Below are 21355 nucleotides of genomic sequence, written 5' to 3' on the forward strand. Positions count from 1 at the left end.
TTCTACAGAGTAATAATGACTCTATTATGTCCTTAGATTGGTGAGTCTCCCTCGCTCATCATCGAGAAGGCGCTGGCGTTCTGGTGGACGTCGATACCGCCCCGGTCAATCTCCATCGGATAGATGTCAGTCTCGATGTTCTGCTTTCGCATCTTTGCGACCCAGACGTACCTGTTCACTCCGGTTTCGGTCGGCGTCTGGATGAGATAGATGTTGCCGTCAGTCAGGTAGTTCTCCAGCCCGATCTCGGTGTCCGGGAAGACAGCCCCCTGTTCGTTGGTCATCAGCGTCGTGAGGCCGCTGTCGCTGAGTATGTCAGTGAATTTCAGGAGGTACGTCCGTTTCTCCTTCTCGCTGTCGAAGAACAGTTCGAACATGGCAAGCGAGTCCAGCACGAGCCGGTCGTAGTCGCCGTCCTCGAGTTCTTCCAGCAGAATATCCAGCGAGGAGGTGAAATCGTTCTCGCGCAGGAGCACCTGCTTGTCGTACACCTTGATATCGCCGTTGTCGACGTGCTCCTGCCAGTTGTCGAAGCCGAGGGATTCGGCGGCCTCCCGGAGGTCCGACTCGTCTTCCTCGAACGAGAGATAGATACCCTTCTCGTCGTACTTTTCGACGCCGTTGTAGATGTACTGGAGACAGAGAATCGATTTTCCGGCACCTGGGTTGCCACTCACCAGTGTCGTCGAGTTCGTCACAATACCGCCGTTCAGAATGTCATCGAGGCCTTCAATCCCCGTTTTGGTTTGCTCAAGCATAGTTTCGGTAGGAACTGACAGCTGATTAGATACTTCTCTGTCGGGAATGTTAAAAAGTCTTGCTGGTATGTCGCTCAAAGAACTGGAATCAGTCACCAGCGTGGACGACGGCGGGGTCCACCCAGATAACAAAACTGTCATCTCGCTTGATGACGCCGCGAATGGAGCCGGCGTCGTTTGCGGGAGACTGGTCGACCTGCTCCGGCGTGACCTGCACCACCTGGTACACCTCGTCGACGAGCCAGCCGGCCGCGCCCTGCTCCTCGACGATTTCCGGGTCGAACACGATGATGCGCTTCTCCGCACCCTCGTCCTCGAGGCCGAAGACGACTTTGGGGTCGACAATCGACGTCGTACGCCCGCGGAGGTCCATGACGCCGCGGACGTGCGGCGGGGCGTTCGGGACGGACGTGAGTTCGCCGATGTCGACGATCTCGGTCACGTAGTCGATACTCACACAGTACGTCTCCGAGCCGAGCTGGAACTCGAGTACCTGGCCGGTGGTGGCTGACTGGGCTGCCATAGCAGTTCTTATCCAGACTGTCGCGGGCAGGGGCGCATAAAAGTGCCTGCTGGACTATCAACTTTGATTACGCGGGCGGAGTATTTATTTCGGGGCCGGACGCGACTTCGAAGTAGGTATGAGGATGTCTCGTTCATCGATATCTCCTGTCGGACAGGAGCGTTGGTGATATGACAGACGGTGTCCGAGCCGTGGTCGCAGACGACTCTCACTTCATGCGGAGTGTCATCTCTGATATCCTCAGCGATGGCCATATCGACGTCGTCGCGCAGGCGCGTGACGGCGAGGAGGCGGTGTCGGCCGTTATCGAGCATCAACCGGACGTCGTGACGATGGACGTCGAGATGCCGGTGATGAACGGCATCGAGGCGACGGAGCGCATCATGGCGGAGCGCCCGACGCCGGTGTTGATGCTGTCGGCCCACACCGACGAGAACGCCGACGTGACCTTCGAGGCACTCGACAGGGGGGCGGTCGATTTCTTCACCAAGCCCGGTGGCGAGGTGTCGATGGAGATGTCCCGCCTGAAAGACCAGCTGGTCGAGATGGTCAGCTCCGTCGCGGCGGTCGACGTCGGCGCGAGACACAGCGCCGGGACAGGTAGCGGCGGCGGGGCCAGCAGTGACAGCGGGGCAGGTAGCGGCGGCGGGGCCAGCAGTGACAGCGGAACGGCTCCGACAGCAGGCGGCGATTCGACCGCCGTACGGGGAGCGGCCGGGGCCGGGTCGGGCCGGACCGCCTACGTTGCGAACCCGACGCTCGTCATCGGCTCCTCGACCGGCGGCCCGAAGATGGTGGAGCAGGTAATGGAGAGTCTCCCCATCGAGGCGGACCTCCGGGTGCTCATCATCCAGCACATGCCGGAGGGGTTCACCGGTCGCTTCGCCGAGCGGATCAACACGCGAAGCGATTACGAGGTCCGGGAGGCCACGGACGGGGCGCGCATCGCCGGCGGCGAGGGACTCGTCGCCGCCGGCGACCGGCACATGGTCGTCAAGAACTACCGGAACGGCCGACTGCGGACGAAGCTGACACAGGACGACCCGGTCAACAGCGTCCGTCCGGCAGTCGACGTGACGATGCGGACGGCCGCGGAGACAATCGACGACCCGCTCGTCGGTCTCATCCTCACCGGGATGGGCGAGGACGGCGCTGATGGGATTCGGCAGATCAAGCAGGCCGGCGGCAGGACCATCGCACAGGACGAAGCCACGTCCGCGGTGTACGGCATGCCAAAGCGCGCCGCCGAGACGGGCTGTGTGGACAGCATCTTGCCTATCGACGACATTCCGGACGGCATTATCGACACGATTACCACAGAGGTGACCTGACAATGGACGACCAGTATCTGGATGCATTCATCCGTGAAAGCAAAGAAGCGATCACCGAACTCAACAACTCGCTGCTCGATCTGGAATCCGACCCCTCCGACACGGAGGCGATGGATTCGATCTTCCGGACAGCCCACACGCTGAAGGGCAACTTCGGCGCGATGGGCTTTGACAACGCATCGAATCTCGCGCACGCGATGGAGGACCTCCTCGACGAGATGCGCCAGGGCGAGATGGAGGTCACGCCGGACCTGATGGACCTCGTCTTCGCCGGCGTCGACCAGATAGAGGTCATCGTCGGGGAGATCGAGGAACACGGTGAGTCGGAGACGGAGACCGACGAGATGGTCCAAGAGCTCCGGGCCGTTCTCGAAGAGGGGGCCACCGCCGCGGGGGACACCGGAACGGCAGCCGACAGCGACTCGTCGGACAGCGACGACTCGCTCACCACGGACGCCAGCGTCGCCGATGCCGACATCGACGGCGAGGCTGTCGACGACCGAGTCCTGCAGGCTGAGATCAGTGTCGGGGAGTCGGACATGCTCGGCGTCGACGCGATGCTGGCCGTCGAATCCATCGAGGGGCGGTTCGACATCCTCGATTCGAGCCCGAGCCGTGCCGATATCGAGGACGGCGAGTTCGAGGACGCGTTCGTCCTGTATCTCGACGGGCCAGACGCGGCGACCGTCGACGCCGAACTGGGAACGACTGGCAAGGTCGATAGCTTCGACGTGACCGACGTGACCGACGAACTTGTGAGCGGGACAGACGCCGATGCCGGGGGCGATAGCGGGTCGGATGCGGGTTCGAGCGCGGACTCCGACCCAGGGGCCGAAGAGGAACACAGCGTCGACGAGATCAAATCCGTCCGGGTCGACGTGGACCAGCTCGACGACCTCCACGGGCTCGTCGAGCAGCTTGTCACGAGCCGGATCAAGCTCCGCCGGGGCGTCGAGCAGAACAACCTCGATTCGACCAGCGAGACGCTGAACGAACTGGACAAGATCACGGCGAACCTCCAGAACACGGTGATGGATATGCGGCTCATCCCGCTGAAGAAGGTCGTCGGGAAGTTCCCGCGACTGGTCCGGGACCTCGCTCGCGAACTCGACAAGGACATCGAGTTCGAGATCGAGGGCGAGGACATCGAGCTCGACCGGACCATCCTCACCGAGATCTCGGACCCGCTGATGCACATCCTGCGAAACGCCGTCGACCACGGCATCGAGTCGCCCGAGGAGCGCGAACAGGCGGGCAAGCCACGCACCGGTCACATCACGCTCCGGGCCTCCCGGGAGCGCGACCACGTCATCATCGAAGTCGAAGACGACGGGGCCGGGCTCGACGTGGAGGGAATCAGGGAGAAGGCCATCGAGAAAGGCGTCCGCTCGCCCGAGGAACTGGACGCGATGGACGACTCCTCGGTCTATGACCTCGTGTTCCACCCCGGCTTCTCGACGGCCGACGAGGTGACCGACACCAGCGGGCGCGGCGTCGGCATGGACGTCGTCCACGACACCGTCTCCCAGCTCGACGGGTCGGTCAGCGTCGACTCGGAGCCGGGCGAGGGAACCACTGTCTCGCTGCGCCTGCCGGTGACGATGGCGATCGTCAAGGTGCTGTTCGTCAAGGTCGGCGGCGAGGAGTACGGCGTCCCCATCAAGAACGTCGACGAGATTACAGGGACCGAGGCGGCGAAACAGGTCAACGGCCAGGAGGTCATCAAACACAACGACGAGATCTACCCCGTCATCCACCTCGACGACACGTTCGACATCGAGGGCGAAACGGCAAACGGCGACGGAATGCTCGTCCGCATCCGCGAGTCCGAGCGCCAGGTCGCGCTCCATTGTGACTCGGTCAACAGCCAGGAGGAGGTCGTCGTCAAGCCCCTGGAGGGCATCCTCTCGGGCACGCCCGGTCTCTCGGGGACGGCCGTCCTGGGCGACGGTAACATCGTCCACATCCTCGACGTGGTGACCCTATGAACAGAGGCAGCGAGCGTACCTTCGAGACCCTCGTGGAGTTCATCGGGGAGGAAATGGACTTCGAATCGGGATTTTACAACGACTCGTATCTCGACCGCCGCATCACCGCGCGGATGCGCCGGACCGACACCGAGGATTACCGGTCCTATCAGCGACTGCTGGAACGGGACGACGGCGAGCGCGAGGAGCTGCTCGATTCGCTGTCGATCAACGTCACCGGCTTCTTCCGGAACCCGGACGCCTGGGAGCGACTCCGCCCGGTCCTCAGAGAACTCACGGCGAACAACCGCCGCGTGCGGCTCTGGTCGGCCCCGAGCGCCGACGGCCGGGAGCCGTATTCGGCGGCGATGCTGGCCCTCGATGACCCTGACATCAACGCCCGTCGGATCGAGATCACGGCGACGGATATCAACGCCGACATCTTAGAGGAAGCCCGGGACGGGACCTACGCGACCTCCCAGACGACCGACATCGCCGAGGAGCTGGAGCCGCTGGACGATTACACCGACTACATCCAACAGGACGGGGACACGTTCCGGGTTCGGGACCGGGTCAAGGAGATGGTCACGTTCGAGCAACACGACCTCATCCGGGGCGACCCCAAGCGCGATTTCGACCTGGTGTTCTGCCGGAACCTCCTCATCTACATCGACGCTGCGTTCAAGGTCCCCATCTTCGAGACGATCCGCGGGTCGCTTCGGGAGGGCGGGTACCTCATGATCGGCATGACCGAGACGCTGCCTACGGAGTGTCGGGATTCGTTCGAAGCGGTCGACAAACGACACCGCATCTACCGGCGAGTGTAGCGACCGATGAGCCTCTACGAACTGGAACGGGACGGCAAGGTACAGGAACTCATCCGCCTCCTCAGGGAGAGCGACAGCGAGCGGGTCAGGACCCGAGCCGCGGAGCTACTGGGGAACTTCGACGACCACGACGACCGGCGCGACGTGGTCAACGCGCTCGTGGATGCGGCCCAGAGCGACAGTGACGCGATAACCGGTGCGGCTATCGACTCGCTGGACGAACTCGGCGACGACGCTATCACGCAACTCATCGGGAGCATGGCCGGCGTCGACCTCGAAGACGACGCCGCCGACTGGGTGAAGGCGAAGGCGTACATGCAGGTGCTCGACGCCGACGTGCCGGAACTCCGGATGGCGGCGGCGAACGGCCTCGGGAACGTAGACCAGGCCGACGCGGTCCCGAAACTCGCAGAGCGCTTCGAGGACCCCGACCCACGGGTCCGGGCGCGAGCGGCCCGGTCGGCCGGTAAGATCGGCGACTCGCGGGCGACGACACCGCTTGAGTCGGTGCTGTCGGACCCGAAAGCCGCCGTCAGGCGCGAGGCGGCGGACGCGCTGGGGAGCGTTGGGAACCGGCAGGCGCTCCAGGCGCTGTTGCCGCTGTACGAGGACGACGACGAGCGAGTCCGGCGTATCGCCGTCGGCGCGTTCGGGAACTTCGGCAACGACCGGCCGGTCGACTATCTCATCGAAGCCCTCTCGGACGATTCGGCCGCCGTCCGGCGGACGGCCGTCTACTCGCTCATCGAACTCCTGTCGAACGTCCCGACCGACCAGAGCCACGAGATACGGGACACCGTCGTCGAGAAGCTCTCGAACACGGACGACCGGAGCGTCGTCGTCCCGCTGGTCGAGATCCTCGAAGAGAGCACGCAGGCCGCCCAGCGGCGCAACACCGCCTGGATGCTCGGTCGGGTCACCAGCCAGGAGGAGCGTGACCGGGTCATCGAATCGCTGGTCGACGCACTCGGCGACGACGACCGGATGCTCCGGCAGTTCGCCGCCACCAGCCTCGCCGAACTCGGCGGCGACGACAACATGGTGGAGCGGCGGCTGCTCAAAATCGTTCAGGACGACGGCGTCGACCCCGAGGTCCGGGGGCAGGCCATCTTCACGCTCGGGAAGGTGGGGGGCGAGCGCTCCCGGAAGACGCTCGACAAACTCATCGACGAGACCGAACACGACGTGGTCAGGAAGAAGGCCTTCTCGGCCATCTCGAAGCTCGGTGGTCGCGGATGAGTCGGCCGAGTGGATTAAGACACGGCGGGGCGTACCCGGGAGCGATAGCTGGCTAACCGATGAGCGACGGAGAACACGCACTGGTCGATACGAAGGGGAAGTTCGTCCAGGTCGTCTCGGACGGGCGCAAGCGAAACGACATCGAGTGGCTACCCGGTCGGGTGCTCCTCTCGAACAAGCGGCTCGTCCTCGCGACCAACGACGGCAAGCGGACCATCCCGCTGTCGACGGTCAGCAGCGTCACGGCCAGCCAGATGAACCAGCCCCTCGCGCAGGTGGACAGCTACATCAAGATCCAGGCCGGCCGGGACGTGACGCTCATCTCGGCGAAGAAAGCCGAGGAGTTCCAGGAGAGCCTCTACAGCACGCTGCTCGACCAGACCGTCGTCCTCGTCAACCACCCGGCGGTCAAGGGCGGCGTCGTCCAGGACGGCGGCTGGGAGAAGGGGCGGCTCAAACTCGACGGCGACTGCATCAATCTCGCCATCGCCAGCGGCACGTTCGTCGAACTGGACATCGACGACGTGGGGACCGTCGAGGCCAAGGAGAAGACGATCCGCGGCGACGAGCGGCCGCTGCTGGAGGTCGAACACACCATCGAGGGGACCAGCGTCGAGACTCACATCTCGGGGCGGCCTCGACACGTCTCGCTCATCGAGGGGCTCGTCCGCCAGGGCGAGCAGCGCAACATCGCCGACGACGTCGACCTCTCGGGTAAGGAGACGCAGGTGTTGATGGCGCTGTACTCGGGAATCTCGCCGTTCAAGATCCCGGAGTTCGTCGAAATGGACATCGAAGAGGTCGAGGACGTGTACGACCGCCTGATAGAGGCCGACATCCTCGAACCGGTCCGAACACGCCGGGAGGTCCAACTGGAGGCCCGCGGGCGCTCGATCGCGAGCGACGCGATGGCCGACCAGTAGCAGGCCAGAGACCCTGAATTAGCGTGGTCAGGGAAACAGCGGACCACAAGACCAACGTACCCCTGTCTTGTTAGGAAGGGGCATGGAAGGGTCCGACCGCCCCCGGATCTCGGTGCTGCACGTCGACGACGAGCCGGGACTCGCGGAGACGGCAGCCGAATTTCTCCGACACGAGAGCGACGTGTTCAGCGTCGAGACGGCGACGAGTGCCAGCGAGGGGCTGGAACGACTCGCCGATGAAGCGTTCGACTGTGTCGTCTCCGACTACGACATGCCGGATATGGACGGTATCGAGCTTCTAAAGGCCGTCCGGTCGGAATATCCGGACCTTCCGTTCGTTCTGTTCACCGGGAAGGGGAGCGAGGAGCTCGCAAGCGAGGCGATTTCGGCAGGTGTAAGCGACTACCTCCAGAAGCGGGGCGGAACCGAGCGGTACACCCTGCTCGCGAACCGGGTCACGAACCTCGTCACACAGTACCGCGCAGAGGAGCGGCTCCAGACGCGAGTGCAACAGCAGGCGGCCGTCGCGGACCTCGGCCGGGACGCGCTGACGGGGTGTGGTCTCGACGCGCTGTTCGAGCGAGCAGTCGAGCGGGTAGCGACAGGCCTCGACACGGAGTACAGCAAGGTGCTCGAGTACCGGCCGGCAGGTGACGACCTCCTGTTGCGAGCCGGCGTCGGCTGGCAGCCGGGGCTGGTCGGCGAGGCGGTGGTCGGGGCCGGCGAGGAGTCACAGGCCGGATACACGCTCCAGACCGAGGAACCGGTGGTTGTCGAGGACCTCCGGACAGAGTCGCGGTTCAGCGGACCGCCGCTGTTGCTGGACCACGACGTCGTGAGCGGTATCAGCGTCGTCATCGGGACGCCCACGGAGCCATGGGGCGTGCTGGGCGCACATACGACCGAGCGGCGGATCTTTACCGAGGACGACATCACGTTCGTCAGGGGGGTCGCAAACATCCTCACGAACGCTATCGAGCGGCGGCAGCTCGAACGCGACCTCCGACAGGCGGAGCGGCGGTACCAGACGCTGCTGGAGAATTTTCCGGACGGCGGCATGTTCCTGTTCGACGACGACCTGCGATATCTCGTCGCTCGCGGCGAGGGACTGGACGTGCTCGGCCTCACGCCGGAGGACATGGAGGGGAAGACGCTGGACGAGGTGTTTCCGCCGGAGGTCGTCGAGATACAGAAGCCCAAGTACCGTGCCGCGCTGGACGGTGAAACGCAGGTCTGGAGACAGGAGTACGAAGGGAGGGAGTATCGGGTGTACGCACTGCCGGTCACAGCCGACGGCGACGAGCGGCTCGGCATGGTCGTCTCCCAAGAGAGTGCCGAAGCGTATCCAGACGAGTGAGTCGACCGGCGGTCCGTCCTGCGGGACGGTTCGACGCGTTTTTGAAGCGCGGTTGATTGAGAACAGGTATGGCAGAATTCACGGTCGCCGTCTCCGACCCGGAGAGCGGCCACACCTACCAGATCGACGTGGACGGACAGGACGCGAACCGCTTCATCGGCCGCGAACTCGGCGACGAGGTCGACGGCGGCGCTGTCGGCCTCGAGGGCTACTCGCTGGAGCTGACCGGCGGCTCGGACACCTCCGGCCGACCGATGCGACCCGACGTCCGCGGCGTCACGACGAAGGAGATCATGTCCGACGGCGGCGTCGGCTTCAAGCCGACCACCGACGGCGAGCGCAAGCGCATCACCGTCCGCGGCCGCGAGGTCAGCGACGACACGCGCCAGATCAACGCGAAGATCACGGCCCGCGGCAGCGAGGACGTGGACGACCTCCTCGCCGACGACGAGTAAGTAACGTGGCGGACCGCGTTCCCAGTGACCACGAGACCGTCGAGACGCATCGCGTTCCCGTCGAGTCCGTCGGCCGGACCGACCGACCGCGGGTGGTGCTACCGGCGGGATTGGGGGTCGCCGACGGCGACACCCTTCGGCTCGCGCTGGACGGCGACCGGTACCACGCGGTCGTCGAGACGAATTTCGACGGCGAGCCGGTGCTATCACACGTCGCCGACAACCGCCGACTGGCCCGCGAGCGGGCGGGGACGAACCGCCTCGCGGAGTGGGTCGCCGAGGGCGATGTCTCGCTGGGCGGCTCGGCGCACCTCGACGTGGTCACCGATGGGACCGAGTACGGGCTCCGAACGCCGGGCAAGCGCGTTGTCTATACAGTGACCGGTGGGCCGGACGCCTCCCTGTCGGATATCGCTCGGGACCTCGATAGCTGACACCGCTGCCCTCGTTCTCCCCAACAAATCCGATTTTTGCTGCTGATACTCGCTCGAAACGCTCAATATCAGTGCTAGTGTACGTCCAGTAACGGACGAATGTCGGAATCAGTGATCGCGGATTTCGTCGGCAAATTCAACTCCGAAGTGGCCGGTCGGGGCGACCCGATAAAGGGCCGGATCGTCCTCTCACAGAAGCGGCTGGTACTGGCCGCGAGCGAGGACGACAAGCTGACAATCCCACTGGACTCGATTTTCGACATCGCCATCGGGCAGGTCCCGCCGGACCTGGGCGATTTCTTCGACTCGACGGTGACGATTGCATTCGAACACAGGGGACAGCGGCTCGTCGCAGCCATCGAGGCCGACGACGAGAAGGTCGAGAAGTTCGGCACGGTGCTTTTCAAGGCCGTCGTCAACGGGACCGAGACGACGGTCAAAGAGCACGCCCGCATCGGTGGCCGCGTCACCGACGAGTCGTTCAAGACTGCGAAGCTGTTTCTCGCGCCGGGCAGCGTCGAGTTCCGACGGAGCGACGGGTCGTTTACCATCGACCTCAAGACGGTGTCGGACTTCGACCGGAACACACGGGAAATCAACGGCAAGGGCCGGCCGGTGCTGACAGTCCGACACATGAAAGACGGGACGGCCATGACGACGCTGGCCGCGATGGCGTCGAACCGCAAGATGTCTATCCTCGGGCGCTATCTCCGCCGCGAGTACGCCGAGCTCATGGACGAGCTCAAAGACGTCGAGCTCACGAAGGACAAGAAGGAGGTGCTCGTCGCGATGTACTCGACCGGCGACATGGACGGGATGCCGCTGGCGAGTATCCTCGGGAAGGACTCCTCGCAGGTGTCGATGATTCTGAACGACCTCTCCGCCGACGGCCTCGTACAGGACGGAGACGACGGGCCGGCGCTCACGCCGACCGGCAAGGTCGTCGCCAGCCGCCACCTCGAAGACGTGAACGCCTGAGCGGGCCGGCGTCTCACTCGCCGCCGGCCGACGGCGTCTCCTCGGCCCCGACAATCGTACTGATTCTGGCGTTTGCCTTGAGCCGCAGTCCCGCACCGCCGACCGACAGCGGAACCCGCGGGAGCGCGTCGACGTGCAGCGTCGGGTGGGTCGCCCCGCGTTCGAGCAGTTCCGTCCGCGGCTGCAGCGTCACCGTCGCCTCGCCGGTCAGCGACTCGTTGTACTCGATGAGGTACTGGCCGCCCCGCAGCGTCCACCACTCGTAGTCGTCGTCCGGGTCCCGCTTCTCGCTCGCGTGGGGGGTGACACCGGCCGGGTCGAGTTCGCCGCCGCCGAAGTCGATGCGCCCCGGTTCGACGACCTCGTACACCGCCGTGACGGTGAGGTCGAACCCCGGGCTGTCGGTCTGTGTCGGTTCGTGGACGACGTCCGTGACGTACTCGACGAAGTCTGTCATGTGCGACTATACCAGGCGAGTGCGCCTAAAGGTGAGGCCGGAAGGGGCGGCGACACGGCGCGTCTCGTTCTCGGCCGGAACGCGTCACTTTTGCCCGGCGAGTGACTCCTTCCCTGCATGACCAAACACACGGAGTTCCTGGCGGGCGAGCGGCCTGAAGACGTACTCTTCTTCCTCCACGAGGACGCCGTCTCGAACCCGGGCGCGCTAGCCGAATACGCCGACGAAGTCGAGGACGGCCACGTCCTCGTCCTGCCGGGCGAGGACGGCCGCAACGCGTTCCAGTCGGCGACGGGCATCGATCCGATGGGACTGGCCCAGCAGGCGATGGGCACTGAGGGCGACATCCGCGACGACCTGACGGGCGCCGTCTGTCCGGTCGCCGAGGAGGAACCGGAGAGCGACCACACGACGCGGTTCGTCTTCGCCTTCGCCGAGGAACAGAACGAGGACGTGGGCGGCCTCTACGCCGAGGGCGACGTGGTCCACGCCTACGCGGTGTGTGCCTGCGGGGAGCGGTACAGCGACAAGTGGGTCGTCGGGGAGTAGAATCGAATCGCAGTACGCCAGTTTTCCTCGGTGACCGAGAACCAGGTTTACCGCTCGGTGTCCATCCCTTCGTCTTCCTCCTCGGGCAGTCGCCGGAACGCGTCCACGATGGCCTGTTTCGCCACCGCTCCCTGTGTCGTCCAGTGGTGCGCGTAGTCCATCATGTCGTCGTAGATGTCGGGCTTGCAGCCCGCGGCTTTCGGGTGGCCGCCGCCGTTGACCTGCTGGGCGACCTCGTGGGCGCGCTCGAAGCTGTCCGTCCCGCGGATCGAGGCGGAGCCGGCGGGTTTGACGATGACGGCGGCGTCCGCGCCCTGTTCGCGGAGCGCTTCTGCGACCTCGTTCTGCGAACAGCGGCCGTAGGTGACGCCGACCGTCCACTCGCTCACGTCGCGGAGCTCGGCCCGGTCGACGGCCTTCTCGATGAGCGCCTCCTTCTCGACGCGCTTCTCCTCGAGGAACTCGTGGAACTCCGGCGAGAGGTCGGGGCCGTGGTCGCGGACCGCCTCGATGTACTCCTCGGGTTCGCTCCAGTAGGAGAGGTCCGCGAGGTCGTCGCTGCGGGGGTCGTCGCGGATCCAGAGGTCGTGGTCGCGGGTGACGGCGGCGAGGTCGGCCCACTGCTCGCCGAAGTCGAAGTCGAGTTCCGCCAGTGCCACGTCGGCGGTACACACTTCCTCGGAGTCACCGACGGTGCGTTCGACGCCCGCGGCGTCCACGTCGGCGGCGAGGTCGGCGGGCCACTGGTGATGGTCGAACCAGACGACCCGTTCGACGGTGCCGACGAGCGCGTCGAGGGGGGCGATATCCGACTCGCGGTCGGGACAGAGGTCACAGATGAAGATGGTCGCGTCGGGGTCGGCGTACTCGGCGGTCCATTCGAGTGCTTCCGTGAGTTCGTGCGGGCCGGCGGGCAGCAGCGCACCCTCGCCGTGGGCCTGCCGAATCAGCGCGGTACAGGCCAGTCCGTCCGCGTCAGGGTCGGCGATGACGATGACACCGGCGTCCTGCAGCGTCTCGGCGGCTTCGGCTTCGGCTTGCTCTTCCTCGTAGGAATCCGGAACAAAGAACCCCTCACCGGGGAGTACGGATTTGCGGCCGATAGAGAGACGGTCGTCGTCGATGAGCCAGTCGTCCATGCCCCAGCAAGCGGACGCGGCGTCAAGAAGCCGTCGGGTTCAGTTACACGTCCTCGCGCTCGGGGTTTGGCTCACCCTCGAGCTGGCGGACCGTCAGCACCGGCATCGGGGCCTGGCGGACGAGGTCCTCGGCGACGCTTCCCAGCAGGAACCCGTGTTCGCCGTGGCGGCCGCGGGTCCCGCTGGCGATGACGTCGGCGTCGTGTTCCGCGGCGTACTTGCAGATCTCGTCGGCCGGGTCGCCCTCCCGGACGGCAGTGACGAGCTCCTCGTCGGCCTCGGCGTCAGCGGCCTCCAGAATGAACGAGAGAGCGCGGCCGCCAGTGGTCGCCAGCGCGCGTTCCAGCGCTTCGCGAACCTCTTCGGGAGTCGCCTCGACTTCGCCGGTGTCAACCACGTACAGGCCGTGGACAGTTGCGTCGAAGCGCGCTGCCAGGTCCAGCGCTGCTTCGACGGCCCGCTCTGCGCTGCCGGAGCCGTCTGTGGCGATGACCACCGTATCGAACATACACCACGCATCGAAGCCGCGACTGAATACACTGTTGGTCACGGCGAGGGTGTCGCCACACCGCCGGCGCGAACCTCGGTGGATTTTTGCCGGCCGGGGTCACAGTGGCGAGTGATGGACATCGACCTCGTACTCGCGCCGGTCGACGGCAGCGACCAGTCGGAACGAGCGGCCGAGTACGCGATCGCCGTCGCGGAGCGATACGACGCCGATCTCCACCTGCTGTTCGTCATCGACGAACGGCTCCACCGAGAGATCGACAGCGGCGACGTGAGCGCGACCGCGGTCGCCGAGGAGCACCGGGCGTTTATCGAGCGTATTCAGGCGGAGTTCCGCGACGCTCACGACGGCGTGTTCGAGACGTCGTCCGCGACCGCGTTCTCGGAGACGCGACTGATGCAGACACCGGGCAGCGTCGTTCTCGACGTAGCCGAGGAGCTCGACGCCGATTTCATCGTCGTCCCGCGCGAGGATGGAAGCGAAGACGCCGTCGGGCGCGCGGCGTTCTACGTCATCGAGTACGCCAGCCAGCCGGTACTCACCGTTTAGAGACGGATCGCCATCTCTATCTCGAAGCTCTCGGCGCTACTGGTCTCGAACCCGACCTTCTCGTACAGCGATATCGCCGGCTCGTTCCACCGCTCGACGGTGAGCCAGACGTGGCCGATACCTTCGGCCTGGCCGTGACCAAGCAGCGTTTCGACCAGGGCCGTCCCGATGCCGGCGCCCTGGTAGGCCTGTAACACGAAGATAGCGAGTTCGTGCTCGGCATCGTTGTCCGGGACCAGCGTCGCGTGGCCGGCGACAACGCCGTCGTGTTTGGCGACGACGTTGACACAGTCGTCGTCGAGTATCGTGTCGAGCCACTCGCGGATGGCGTCCTCCTTGACCGGCGGGATTCCCTGCGCCCGGTCGGCGGGGTCGAAGTCGAGATACATCTCGACGAGGCTCTCTGTGTCGGCGTCGTCAGCGGAGATGACGTCGATAGTGCGGTCCTCACGGTCGGTAATGGTCCGCGGTGGCCGCGGGAACTCCCCGGCCGGGTCGTCCGGATACGTGCGAGTCATCGGATGAGAGTCACCGGGGTCTGTGCGTTCAGCAGGACGAACTCCACGATCGAGCCGAGCTGTATCTTCCCGAGCGGCGAGCGGTCGCCGCCGCCGAGAACGATGCGGTCGAACCCCTCGCTTTCGGCGATGTTCACCAGTTCGCTTCCCGGCGACGTGCCGACAATCTGGCGTATCTCCGGCTCGAAATTGCTCTCCTCGACCTGCTCCTGGACGCGCGCTTGTACCTCGTCGAGGGTGGCGTCGACCTCCTCGCTCTCGAAGATGGCAATAGTCAGTTCGTCGCCCGCTTCCGATGCACGTTCGATTGTTTCAGTCAGTGCCTGGTAGGACAGTTCGCTGCCCCCGACACCGAGCAGTATTTTCATAGTCGAGCCATGCGTGCCAGCGGTGAAAAAGCCACCCGGCCGAAGTGTTTCCGGAGAACAACGACGGCGGGTCGGCGGCGATACCCTTTTTCACCGCGGGCACGCATTCCCGCCTATGACTGAGGGCGAACCGCCGGGCGAGACGGATGTCGACGCGGGAGACGACGCGTCGGCCGGGTACGAGTCGACGGCCGCGGACGACGGGACCGAGGACGCCGACGCGACGGCGGACGACCCCGCCGATTCGGCCACCGAGGAGACAGCACCGGCCGAGCCAGCCAGCGAGGCGGCGGTTTCGACAGCCAGTGACATCCCGTCCGACGTTCAGAAGTACGACCGCTTCAAGAAAATCGAGGGCGGGACCTACGACCGCGCGAACGACTTCCTGCGGGACCGGACGTACATCACCGCCCGCGAGTGGGCCATCGCTCGCCTCTGTGCCGACTTCCGGACCGAGACGGGCGTCGAGATGACGAAAATCGGGGAGAACCTCCCAGAACTCGTCCCGTTCATGACGGACACGTACACGCCACAGGCGGTCAATCAGGCCCGCTCGGCCTTCGAGGACAAGGTCCGGAAGGCCGGCGCAACCTTCCTCTACGGCGCGATGTGTGACTTCTTCACCGCCGAGGACCTCGACGACGTGATGTACGAGGCCACGGAGGTCGCGAAGTTCCTGCTGGAGGTCGAGGGCGTCGACCTCGCCGTCGAGGACGAGATGGAGGCCGAAGACCGGATCTCCTCTGTGATGCGGGAGGTCCGCGAGCAGTCGGCGGCGCTGCGACACGACGAGGTGTGCTGTCCGGAGTGTGGCAATGAGTTCCAGGTCGAGTGAGCGACGCGCGAGTGGGACGCACGTCCGAAACGAGGACCGGCCCAGGCGAGGACTGCCCGATGCCCCCCGCCGATGACCGACATCGACCCGGGTTCCGAGCCGTCGTTGTCTGAACACGAAGCGACACAGAAAGTGCTGCGGACGGACCTCGCCGTCGGCCTCGGCGGAGCGGTACTCGGCTACGCGGAGGCCGGAACGGCCCTGTTCGACGTGCTAGCGGTGGTCGTGAGTGTCTCGGTTCTGACAGCTGTCGCGGTAGCCGTCGTCGAACACGACGCGGTGCCGGGCGTGTATCCGGAGGTCGCCGCACTGGCGTCGCTTCTCGTGCTTTCGGGCGCTGTTGCCGGCCTCGTGACGGTCTCCTCGGCCCCGATGACGGTCGACCTCGCGGGCGCACTCTCGGGGTTCGGGGCCGGTGTGCTCGCCAATCGGCTCCTCTATGGGGTCGTCCTCGACGTGCCGGCGTACCGGCTGACCCGAGTGCGCGAGCAGTCGTAGCCGAGCAGTCGGTGACCTGTCCGGGGCCGGGCACTCAGTCGGGGAAGAACGGCCCGGGGTCCTCGTGGGTGACGGTGACCACCTCGTCGTCGGTGAGGGGTCGGATATGTGAGTACAGGCCGTGGTCGGCGGCGACCTGCGAGAGCTCCGCGCGGTCGGTCTGGTCGTAGTACAGCGGCACGAGCACGGCGAGGTCGTCGCCACACTCAAGCGCCACAAGGAGGAACACCATGCCGTCGCCGGTCGCCCGGAACACCTCGGAGCGGTCGACGGTGCGGTCCGCGAGCGCGTCGGCGACCCGCCGGAACTCGTCGCCGGGAACCACGACATCGAAGCCGAGCCGCCGGGTCTCGGGCTCGTACTCGCCGGTCTGTTCGGCCAACGTTTGTGGCTCGCCGGTCAGTACCGTCACGTCGCCGGGGTGGAGCTCGATAGCCTCGCGACCGTCGTCGCGGTACTGTGATGCCGTCGCAGCCATGTCGTCGATGACCTGCTCCCAGTGACCGACGACGCGGTCGAAGGGGTTAGATTCGGGGTCGGCAGGGTCGTCCATACGCCGAGTGTGGCGGCGGCCCGGATAAATTGTTGGTGGGACAGGGGCACAACAGTTTTACTGGTATTTCGAGAAGATAGCGACAGATGCGCGACCTCTTAACGTTATCTGGTCTCCGAACCCAGTTCGAGACGGACCGCGGCACCGTCAAAGCCGTCGATGGCATCGACCTCACCGTCAGGGAGGGCGAAACCGTCGGACTGGTCGGAGAATCGGGATCAGGGAAGTCCGTCACAGCGCTGTCGGCAATGGATATCGTCGACGATCCCGGACACATCGCCGGCGGGGAGGTGCGTTTCGGCGCACTGGGGACGGTCACACGGCTGGCTCGGCAGTATCCGGACGCGGTGCGGACGACCGACGACGGCAGCGGGTTCGTCGTCATCGAGGCGGCAACGGTCGACCGGAGCAGGCTCCCCGCGTCGCTCGAGACGACAGCCGACGACACCACGCTGGCCACGCAGTTCATCCGGGAGGCCAGAAAGAAGGCCCTGCCAGAGAGCGGTGACGCCCCGGTCACGATTACGGACGGCTACGTCGATCTGACCGCAGCCCCGGAGCGAGTGATGCGGGACATCCGCGGCGGGGACATGGGGATGATATTCCAGGACCCGATGACGTCGCTGAACCCCGCGATAACGGTCGGCGAACAGGTCGCGGAGAGCCTGCGGCTCCACCGCTACGGGAACAAGCGGAACGACTCGTGGTTCAACGCCGTCCGGGAGATCACGCCCTCGCTTCGGCGCGGCGGCGAGATGGACCAGGAGATCCGGGCAGACGTCATCTCCCTGCTGGAAGAGGTCGGTATCCCGGAGCCGGCCGACCGCGTCGACGAGTACCCCCACGAGTTCTCCGGCGGGATGCGCCAGCGCGTGCTCATCGCCATCGCGCTGGCGTGCCGCCCGAAGCTGCTCGTCGCCGACGAGCCGACGACGGCGCTGGACGTGACCATCCAGGCACAGATTCTGGACCTCATCGACGACCTCCAGGCGGACCTCGGGATGTCGGTGCTTTTCATCACGCACGACCTCGGCGTCGTCGCGGAGACCTGCGACCGCGTCGCCGTCATGTACGCCGGCGAAATCGTCGAGGAGGGGCCGGTCGAAGAGATATTCGGGAACCCCTCGCACCCGTACACGTACACGCTACTGGAATCGATACCGGGCGAGGGAACGGAGCGGTTGACTCCCATCGAGGGGAACGTGCCGAGCCTCATCGACATGCCCGAGGGATGTCACTTCGCCGACCGCTGTCCGTGGGCCACGGCCGAGTGTCGCGAGGGCGAGATTCCGTACCTCCAGCACGGCCCGGACGACGTCACCCATCGCTCGAAGTGCATCCTGGAATCGTTCGACACGAGCGAATACGGCACCGGCGACGCCGGCGTCGCCGCGACGGAGACGACGCGAACGGACAGACGGCTCATGGAAGTCGACGGGCTGAAAAAACACTTCTCGCGGGCCGACGACCTGCTTGACAAGTACATCGGCCGCGAGCCGGAATCCGTCAAGGCCGTCGACGGCGTCTCGATGGACATCTACGAGGGCGAGACGCTGGGGCTCGTCGGCGAGTCCGGCTGTGGCAAATCGACGACCGGTCGGACCATCCTCAGGCTACTGGAGCCGACAGACGGGACCGTGGTCTTCGCCGGGCAGGACCTTTCGGAGCTGGATAAAGGCGGCCTGCGGGAAGTCCGTCGGGACCTGCAGATGATATTCCAGGACCCGATGTCCAGCCTCGACCCGCGGATGACCGTCGGCCAGACTATCACCGAGCCGCTGAAGATCCACGGCCTGCCGGAAGACACCGGCGACGGCTCCCGTCGCGAGCAACGCGTCGAGCGAGTGGCCGAACTCATGGAGGCGGTGGGGCTCGACCCCGACCAGTACGACCGCTATCCGCACGAACTGTCGGGCGGGCAGCGCCAGCGGGTCGGCATCGCCCGTGCGCTCGCCGTCGACCCCGATTTCATCGTCTGCGACGAACCCGTCTCGGCGCTGGACGTGAGCGTGCAGGCCCAGATAATCAACCTCCTGGAGGACCTCCAGGGGGAGTTCGGCCTGACGTATCTGTTCATCGCCCACGACCTCTCCGTGGTGCGTCACATCTGTGACCGCGTCGCCGTGATGTATCTCGGCGAGGTGGTCGAAGTCGCCGACACGCCGGACCTGTTCGCCGACCCGAAACATCCCTACACGCGGGCGCTCATGTCGGCAATTCCGGAGCCGGACCCGACCGTGGAGGCCGACCGGATACTGCTGAAAGGCGACGTCCCGTCGCCGATCGACCCGCCGTCAGGCTGTCACTTCCGGACCCGCTGTCCCGAGATCATCCCGCCGGACATCGATATCGAGCAGGAGACGTACCGCGAGGTGATGGACTACCGCCAGCGGGTCGAGGACGAGGCCATCGCCGTCGACGCAGTTCGGGAGCAGGCCAGAGAGACCGACGGCGCCACGGCAGCGACTGACGGCGGCGCAGGCCTCACCGAACCGCAGAGCGACAGAAACCAGGTATCGGTGTCAGCGTTCGTCCAGACGATTGTCGACCGGTTCTTCGAAACGGGCCTGACCGGTGAGAACCGCCGTGTCGTCGAAGCGTCGGCCGAGCAGCTGGCGGACGGTGACTGGGACGCCGCCACGTCGGTGTTGCGGGACCGGTTCGAGAGCGTCTGTGAGACACAGCATCCCGAACTGGGGCCGGACCCCCACCCGGCAGCGTGTCATCTCTACGAGCAAGACGACGGGGGCAGCAGCTGAAAGTACTGTGTAGCGGCACATAGCTCTCAGGCTGTATATAACAGAATCATTGTTCTATCCGGTACAATTATAATATATCTGTTTGAAGAAAGTCCCATGTCATCCGGTGATTCTCTCGACAGACGCAGCTTCCTAACGGCAGCCGGTAGCGCCGCGGCAGCCGCAACGCTCGCAGGCTGTTCCGGCGACGGCGGTGGCGGAACCGAAGGCGGTGACGGTGGCGACGGCACTGCCGGCGACGGTGGTGACGGGGGCAGCGACCAGACGCTCGTGTACGCCCGCGGCGACCACCCCGAGAACTACGACCCACAGCAGACGACCAGCGGTGAAGTCGCGAAAGTCACGAACCAGGTGTTCGATACGCTCATCCAGTTCGCGGCCGGGAGCGGCGGCCAACTCGAAGAGGGGCTCGCGACCGACTACTCCCTCGACGGAACCACGGCCTCGCTGACGCTCCGGGAGGACGTGACCTTCCACAACGGGGAGGAGTTCACCGCGTCGGACTTCAAGGCGACCTGGCAGCGGTTCACGCAGAGCGGCTACCAGTACTACCTCGGCGACGAAACCCGGTCGGGGTACGGCCCGTTCACCCTGGGCAACTGGATCGAGAGCGTCGACGCGAGCCAGGACTACGAGCTGACGATCGAGCTCACTCAGCGGTACGCGCCGTTCCTGCGGAACCTCGCGATGTTCGCCGCGGCGGTCCTCTCGGAGGCCCAGATCGAAGCGATGGGCGACAACCAGGCCGACCTCGGGAGCGAGCCCGCGGGCACCGGCCCCTTCCAGTTCGACACGCTCGACAACCCGAACGAGCGCATCCGACTGACGGCCAACGGCGACTACTGGGGCGACGGTCCGAACGTCGGGACGGTCATCTTCAAGACGATCACCGAGAACAGCACCCGGGTTCAGGACGTCATCAACGGGGCTTCACACATCACGGACAACCTCGACTCCTCCGGGTTCCAGCGCGCAGAGGAGAGCGAGACGGCGACGCTGTTGCGGAAGAACGGCATCAACCACGGCTACATGGCGATGAACATGGCTCGGTTCGAGCCGTTCCGCGACCGGCAGGTCCGCCAGGCCATCGCCCACGCTATCAACACCGAGGCCATCGTCAACCAGATATACCAGGGCTTTGCGACGCAGGCCTCCCAGCCGCTCCCGCCGGACGTGCTCGGGCACAACGACGACCTCGACCCGTATCCGACTGACAAGGACCAGGCCCGGTCGATGCTCGAAGACGCGGGCTACGGCGACGGCTTCGAGTTCGAACTCGCGACGTTCTCGAACCCCCGCGGATACAACCCCAGCCCGGTCCAGACCGCGAACCAGGTGAAATCCGACCTGGAGGACATCGGCCTGACGGTCAACATCAACCAGTTCTCCAACTTCGGGCCGTACCTGGACTACACGTCAGCTGGCCGACACGACGCCTGCTTCCTCGGCTGGTACACCGACAACGCCGACCCGGACAACTTCATGTACGTCCTGCTGGACCCGAAAGTCGAGATGGACGCCGTCCCCGACGGCCAGGACTGGGTCAGTTTCGACACCGAGGGGTACTCGACGCTCAACGTTTCCGGGTGGGCCAACACCGACTACATGGAACTCGTCCGCGAGGCCCAGCGAACCTACGCCGAGGGCGACCGGGAGACGATGTACGAGGAGGCGGCACAGATTGCCTACGACGAATCCCCGTGGGTGTTCATCGACTACGCCGAGACGCTCCGGGCGGTCAACGAGGCCGTCGTCGCTGACTCCTATACGGTCAGCTCCGTCGGTGGCCCGTATCTCAACACGGTCGAGTTGCAGTAGCGGTTCAAGGGT

General features: G+C 65.4%; 23 protein-coding genes. 15 read left to right on the plus strand and 8 right to left on the minus strand.

Going from position 1 to position 21355, the window contains the following annotated elements; translation table 11 throughout:
• Positions 1–32: 32 nt before the first annotated feature.
• The gene (locus tag KZ498_RS01710) at positions 33–758 is read right to left on the minus strand and encodes an ATPase domain-containing protein (protein WP_312616270.1); all 726 of its coding nucleotides are present in this window, start codon (positions 756–758) and stop codon (positions 33–35) included.
• A gap of 88 nt (positions 759–846) precedes the next feature.
• Positions 847–1281: a chemotaxis protein CheW gene (locus tag KZ498_RS01715; protein WP_312616271.1), complete on the minus strand. Its 435-nt coding sequence runs from the start codon at positions 1279–1281 to the stop codon at positions 847–849.
• 170 nt (positions 1282–1451) lie between these two features.
• Here KZ498_RS01715 and cheB point away from each other — a divergent pair, with 170 nt between their 5' ends.
• The 9 genes from cheB (at position 1452) to KZ498_RS01760 (ending at position 10792) form a co-directional block, all read left to right on the plus strand.
• Positions 1452–2612, plus strand: a complete 1161-nt coding sequence (gene cheB, locus KZ498_RS01720; protein WP_312616272.1) for a chemotaxis-specific protein-glutamate methyltransferase CheB — start codon at positions 1452–1454, stop codon at positions 2610–2612.
• A 2-nt stretch (positions 2613–2614) separates the two neighbouring features.
• The gene (gene cheA / locus KZ498_RS01725) at positions 2615–4600 is read left to right on the plus strand and encodes a chemotaxis protein CheA (protein WP_312616274.1); all 1986 of its coding nucleotides are present in this window, start codon (positions 2615–2617) and stop codon (positions 4598–4600) included.
• Positions 4597–5406, plus strand: a complete 810-nt coding sequence (locus tag KZ498_RS01730; protein WP_312616276.1) for a protein-glutamate O-methyltransferase CheR — start codon at positions 4597–4599, stop codon at positions 5404–5406. The genes cheA and KZ498_RS01730 overlap by 4 nt, the downstream gene beginning before the upstream one ends.
• A 6-nt stretch (positions 5407–5412) precedes the next feature.
• Positions 5413–6645 (plus strand): HEAT repeat domain-containing protein, encoded by a 1233-nt coding sequence (locus KZ498_RS01735; protein ID WP_312616277.1) that lies wholly within the window; start codon positions 5413–5415, stop codon positions 6643–6645.
• A 59-nt stretch (positions 6646–6704) separates the two neighbouring features.
• A complete protein-coding gene (locus KZ498_RS01740; protein ID WP_312616278.1) occupies positions 6705–7568 on the plus strand; it encodes a CheF family chemotaxis protein in 864 nt (287 codons plus the stop codon).
• 82 nt (positions 7569–7650) lie between these two features.
• Complete coding sequence (locus tag KZ498_RS01745; protein WP_312616280.1) at positions 7651–8925, plus strand: response regulator; 1275 nt, start codon at positions 7651–7653, stop codon at positions 8923–8925.
• A 68-nt stretch (positions 8926–8993) separates the two neighbouring features.
• Entirely contained in the window at positions 8994–9380 is a 387-nt protein-coding gene (locus tag KZ498_RS01750) for a 30S ribosomal protein S6e (RefSeq protein WP_312616282.1), read from the plus strand.
• 5 nt (positions 9381–9385) lie between these two features.
• Positions 9386–9814 (plus strand): hypothetical protein, encoded by a 429-nt coding sequence (locus KZ498_RS01755; RefSeq protein WP_312616283.1) that lies wholly within the window; start codon positions 9386–9388, stop codon positions 9812–9814.
• A 99-nt stretch (positions 9815–9913) separates the two neighbouring features.
• Positions 9914–10792 carry a CheF family chemotaxis protein gene (locus tag KZ498_RS01760; RefSeq protein ID WP_312616284.1) on the plus strand — a complete coding sequence of 293 codons (879 nt, stop codon included), beginning with the start codon at positions 9914–9916 and terminating at the stop codon, positions 10790–10792.
• A gap of 13 nt (positions 10793–10805) precedes the next feature.
• Here the strand turns inward: KZ498_RS01760 and KZ498_RS01765 are convergent, their stop codons facing one another.
• Complete coding sequence (locus tag KZ498_RS01765) at positions 10806–11249, minus strand: dCTP deaminase (RefSeq protein ID WP_312616285.1); 444 nt, start codon at positions 11247–11249, stop codon at positions 10806–10808.
• A gap of 117 nt (positions 11250–11366) precedes the next feature.
• Between KZ498_RS01765 and KZ498_RS01770 the strand changes: the two genes are divergently transcribed.
• Positions 11367–11798, plus strand: coding sequence for a DUF5807 family protein (locus KZ498_RS01770; RefSeq protein ID WP_312616286.1), 432 nt, complete (start codon positions 11367–11369; stop codon positions 11796–11798).
• A 47-nt stretch (positions 11799–11845) separates the two neighbouring features.
• Here KZ498_RS01770 and KZ498_RS01775 read toward each other — a convergent pair whose 3' ends face one another.
• Both KZ498_RS01775 and KZ498_RS01780 read right to left on the minus strand, forming a co-directional pair.
• Positions 11846–12937, minus strand: coding sequence for a recombinase RecJ (locus tag KZ498_RS01775; protein ID WP_312616287.1), 1092 nt, complete (start codon positions 12935–12937; stop codon positions 11846–11848).
• Between the two features lie 43 nt (positions 12938–12980).
• Positions 12981–13445, minus strand: coding sequence for a universal stress protein (locus KZ498_RS01780; RefSeq protein ID WP_312616288.1), 465 nt, complete (start codon positions 13443–13445; stop codon positions 12981–12983).
• A 114-nt stretch (positions 13446–13559) separates the two neighbouring features.
• On the opposite strand from KZ498_RS01780, the gene KZ498_RS01785 reads away from it, so the two are divergent.
• Positions 13560–13994 (plus strand): universal stress protein, encoded by a 435-nt coding sequence (locus KZ498_RS01785; RefSeq protein WP_312616289.1) that lies wholly within the window; start codon positions 13560–13562, stop codon positions 13992–13994.
• Here KZ498_RS01785 and KZ498_RS01790 read toward each other — a convergent pair.
• Positions 13991–14512 (minus strand): GNAT family N-acetyltransferase, encoded by a 522-nt coding sequence (locus tag KZ498_RS01790; protein WP_312616290.1) that lies wholly within the window; start codon positions 14510–14512, stop codon positions 13991–13993. The genes KZ498_RS01785 and KZ498_RS01790 overlap by 4 nt on opposite strands.
• A complete protein-coding gene (locus tag KZ498_RS01795) occupies positions 14509–14880 on the minus strand; it encodes a universal stress protein (protein ID WP_312616291.1) in 372 nt (123 codons plus the stop codon). Before KZ498_RS01795 ends, KZ498_RS01790 begins: the two co-directional genes overlap by 4 nt.
• A 115-nt stretch (positions 14881–14995) precedes the next feature.
• Here KZ498_RS01795 and KZ498_RS01800 point away from each other — a divergent pair, with 115 nt between their 5' ends.
• Together KZ498_RS01800 and KZ498_RS01805 are read left to right on the plus strand one after the other, a co-directional pair.
• A complete protein-coding gene (locus tag KZ498_RS01800; RefSeq protein ID WP_312616293.1) occupies positions 14996–15715 on the plus strand; it encodes a DUF5806 family protein in 720 nt (239 codons plus the stop codon).
• Between the two features lie 72 nt (positions 15716–15787).
• The gene (locus KZ498_RS01805; protein ID WP_312616294.1) at positions 15788–16213 is read left to right on the plus strand and encodes a hypothetical protein; all 426 of its coding nucleotides are present in this window, start codon (positions 15788–15790) and stop codon (positions 16211–16213) included.
• 34 nt (positions 16214–16247) lie between these two features.
• On the opposite strand, the gene KZ498_RS01810 is transcribed toward KZ498_RS01805, so the two are convergent.
• Entirely contained in the window at positions 16248–16766 is a 519-nt protein-coding gene (locus tag KZ498_RS01810; RefSeq protein ID WP_312616296.1) for a hypothetical protein, read from the minus strand.
• 86 nt (positions 16767–16852) lie between these two features.
• On the opposite strand from KZ498_RS01810, the gene KZ498_RS01815 reads away from it, so the two are divergent.
• Both KZ498_RS01815 and KZ498_RS01820 read left to right on the plus strand, forming a co-directional pair.
• A complete protein-coding gene (locus tag KZ498_RS01815) occupies positions 16853–19525 on the plus strand; it encodes an ABC transporter ATP-binding protein (protein ID WP_312616298.1) in 2673 nt (890 codons plus the stop codon).
• A gap of 96 nt (positions 19526–19621) precedes the next feature.
• Entirely contained in the window at positions 19622–21343 is a 1722-nt protein-coding gene (locus tag KZ498_RS01820; RefSeq protein WP_312616300.1) for an ABC transporter substrate-binding protein, read from the plus strand.
• Positions 21344–21355 lie beyond the last annotated feature (12 nt).

Source organism: Haloarcula sp. 1CSR25-25, assembly GCF_032027985.1.
Classification (GTDB): Archaea; Halobacteriota; Halobacteria; order Halobacteriales; family Haloarculaceae; genus Haloarcula.

Coding starts and splice junctions, on each gene's coding strand:
- KZ498_RS01745 (WP_312616280.1), top strand. CDS start 7,651: ATGGAAGGGTCCGACCGCCCCCGGATCTCGGTGCTGCACGTCGACGAC.
- KZ498_RS01730 (WP_312616276.1), top strand. CDS start 4,597: ATGAACAGAGGCAGCGAGCGTACCTTCGAGACCCTCGTGGAGTTCATC.
- cheA (WP_312616274.1), top strand. CDS start 2,615: ATGGACGACCAGTATCTGGATGCATTCATCCGTGAAAGCAAAGAAGCG.
- KZ498_RS01785 (WP_312616289.1), top strand. CDS start 13,560: ATGGACATCGACCTCGTACTCGCGCCGGTCGACGGCAGCGACCAGTCG.
- KZ498_RS01815 (WP_312616298.1), top strand. CDS start 16,853: ATGCGCGACCTCTTAACGTTATCTGGTCTCCGAACCCAGTTCGAGACG.
- KZ498_RS01735 (WP_312616277.1), top strand. CDS start 5,413: ATGAGCCTCTACGAACTGGAACGGGACGGCAAGGTACAGGAACTCATC.
- KZ498_RS01800 (WP_312616293.1), top strand. CDS start 14,996: ATGACTGAGGGCGAACCGCCGGGCGAGACGGATGTCGACGCGGGAGAC.
- KZ498_RS01740 (WP_312616278.1), top strand. CDS start 6,705: ATGAGCGACGGAGAACACGCACTGGTCGATACGAAGGGGAAGTTCGTC.
- cheB (WP_312616272.1), top strand. CDS start 1,452: ATGACAGACGGTGTCCGAGCCGTGGTCGCAGACGACTCTCACTTCATG.
- KZ498_RS01820 (WP_312616300.1), top strand. CDS start 19,622: ATGTCATCCGGTGATTCTCTCGACAGACGCAGCTTCCTAACGGCAGCC.
- KZ498_RS01710 (WP_312616270.1), bottom strand. CDS start 758: ATGCTTGAGCAAACCAAAACGGGGATTGAAGGCCTCGATGACATTCTG.
- KZ498_RS01715 (WP_312616271.1), bottom strand. CDS start 1,281: ATGGCAGCCCAGTCAGCCACCACCGGCCAGGTACTCGAGTTCCAGCTC.
- KZ498_RS01805 (WP_312616294.1), top strand. CDS start 15,788: ATGACCGACATCGACCCGGGTTCCGAGCCGTCGTTGTCTGAACACGAA.
- KZ498_RS01780 (WP_312616288.1), bottom strand. CDS start 13,445: ATGTTCGATACGGTGGTCATCGCCACAGACGGCTCCGGCAGCGCAGAG.
- KZ498_RS01775 (WP_312616287.1), bottom strand. CDS start 12,937: ATGGACGACTGGCTCATCGACGACGACCGTCTCTCTATCGGCCGCAAA.
- KZ498_RS01790 (WP_312616290.1), bottom strand. CDS start 14,512: ATGACTCGCACGTATCCGGACGACCCGGCCGGGGAGTTCCCGCGGCCA.
- KZ498_RS01770 (WP_312616286.1), top strand. CDS start 11,367: ATGACCAAACACACGGAGTTCCTGGCGGGCGAGCGGCCTGAAGACGTA.
- KZ498_RS01760 (WP_312616284.1), top strand. CDS start 9,914: ATGTCGGAATCAGTGATCGCGGATTTCGTCGGCAAATTCAACTCCGAA.
- KZ498_RS01765 (WP_312616285.1), bottom strand. CDS start 11,249: ATGACAGACTTCGTCGAGTACGTCACGGACGTCGTCCACGAACCGACA.
- KZ498_RS01750 (WP_312616282.1), top strand. CDS start 8,994: ATGGCAGAATTCACGGTCGCCGTCTCCGACCCGGAGAGCGGCCACACC.
- KZ498_RS01810 (WP_312616296.1), bottom strand. CDS start 16,766: ATGGACGACCCTGCCGACCCCGAATCTAACCCCTTCGACCGCGTCGTC.
- KZ498_RS01795 (WP_312616291.1), bottom strand. CDS start 14,880: ATGAAAATACTGCTCGGTGTCGGGGGCAGCGAACTGTCCTACCAGGCA.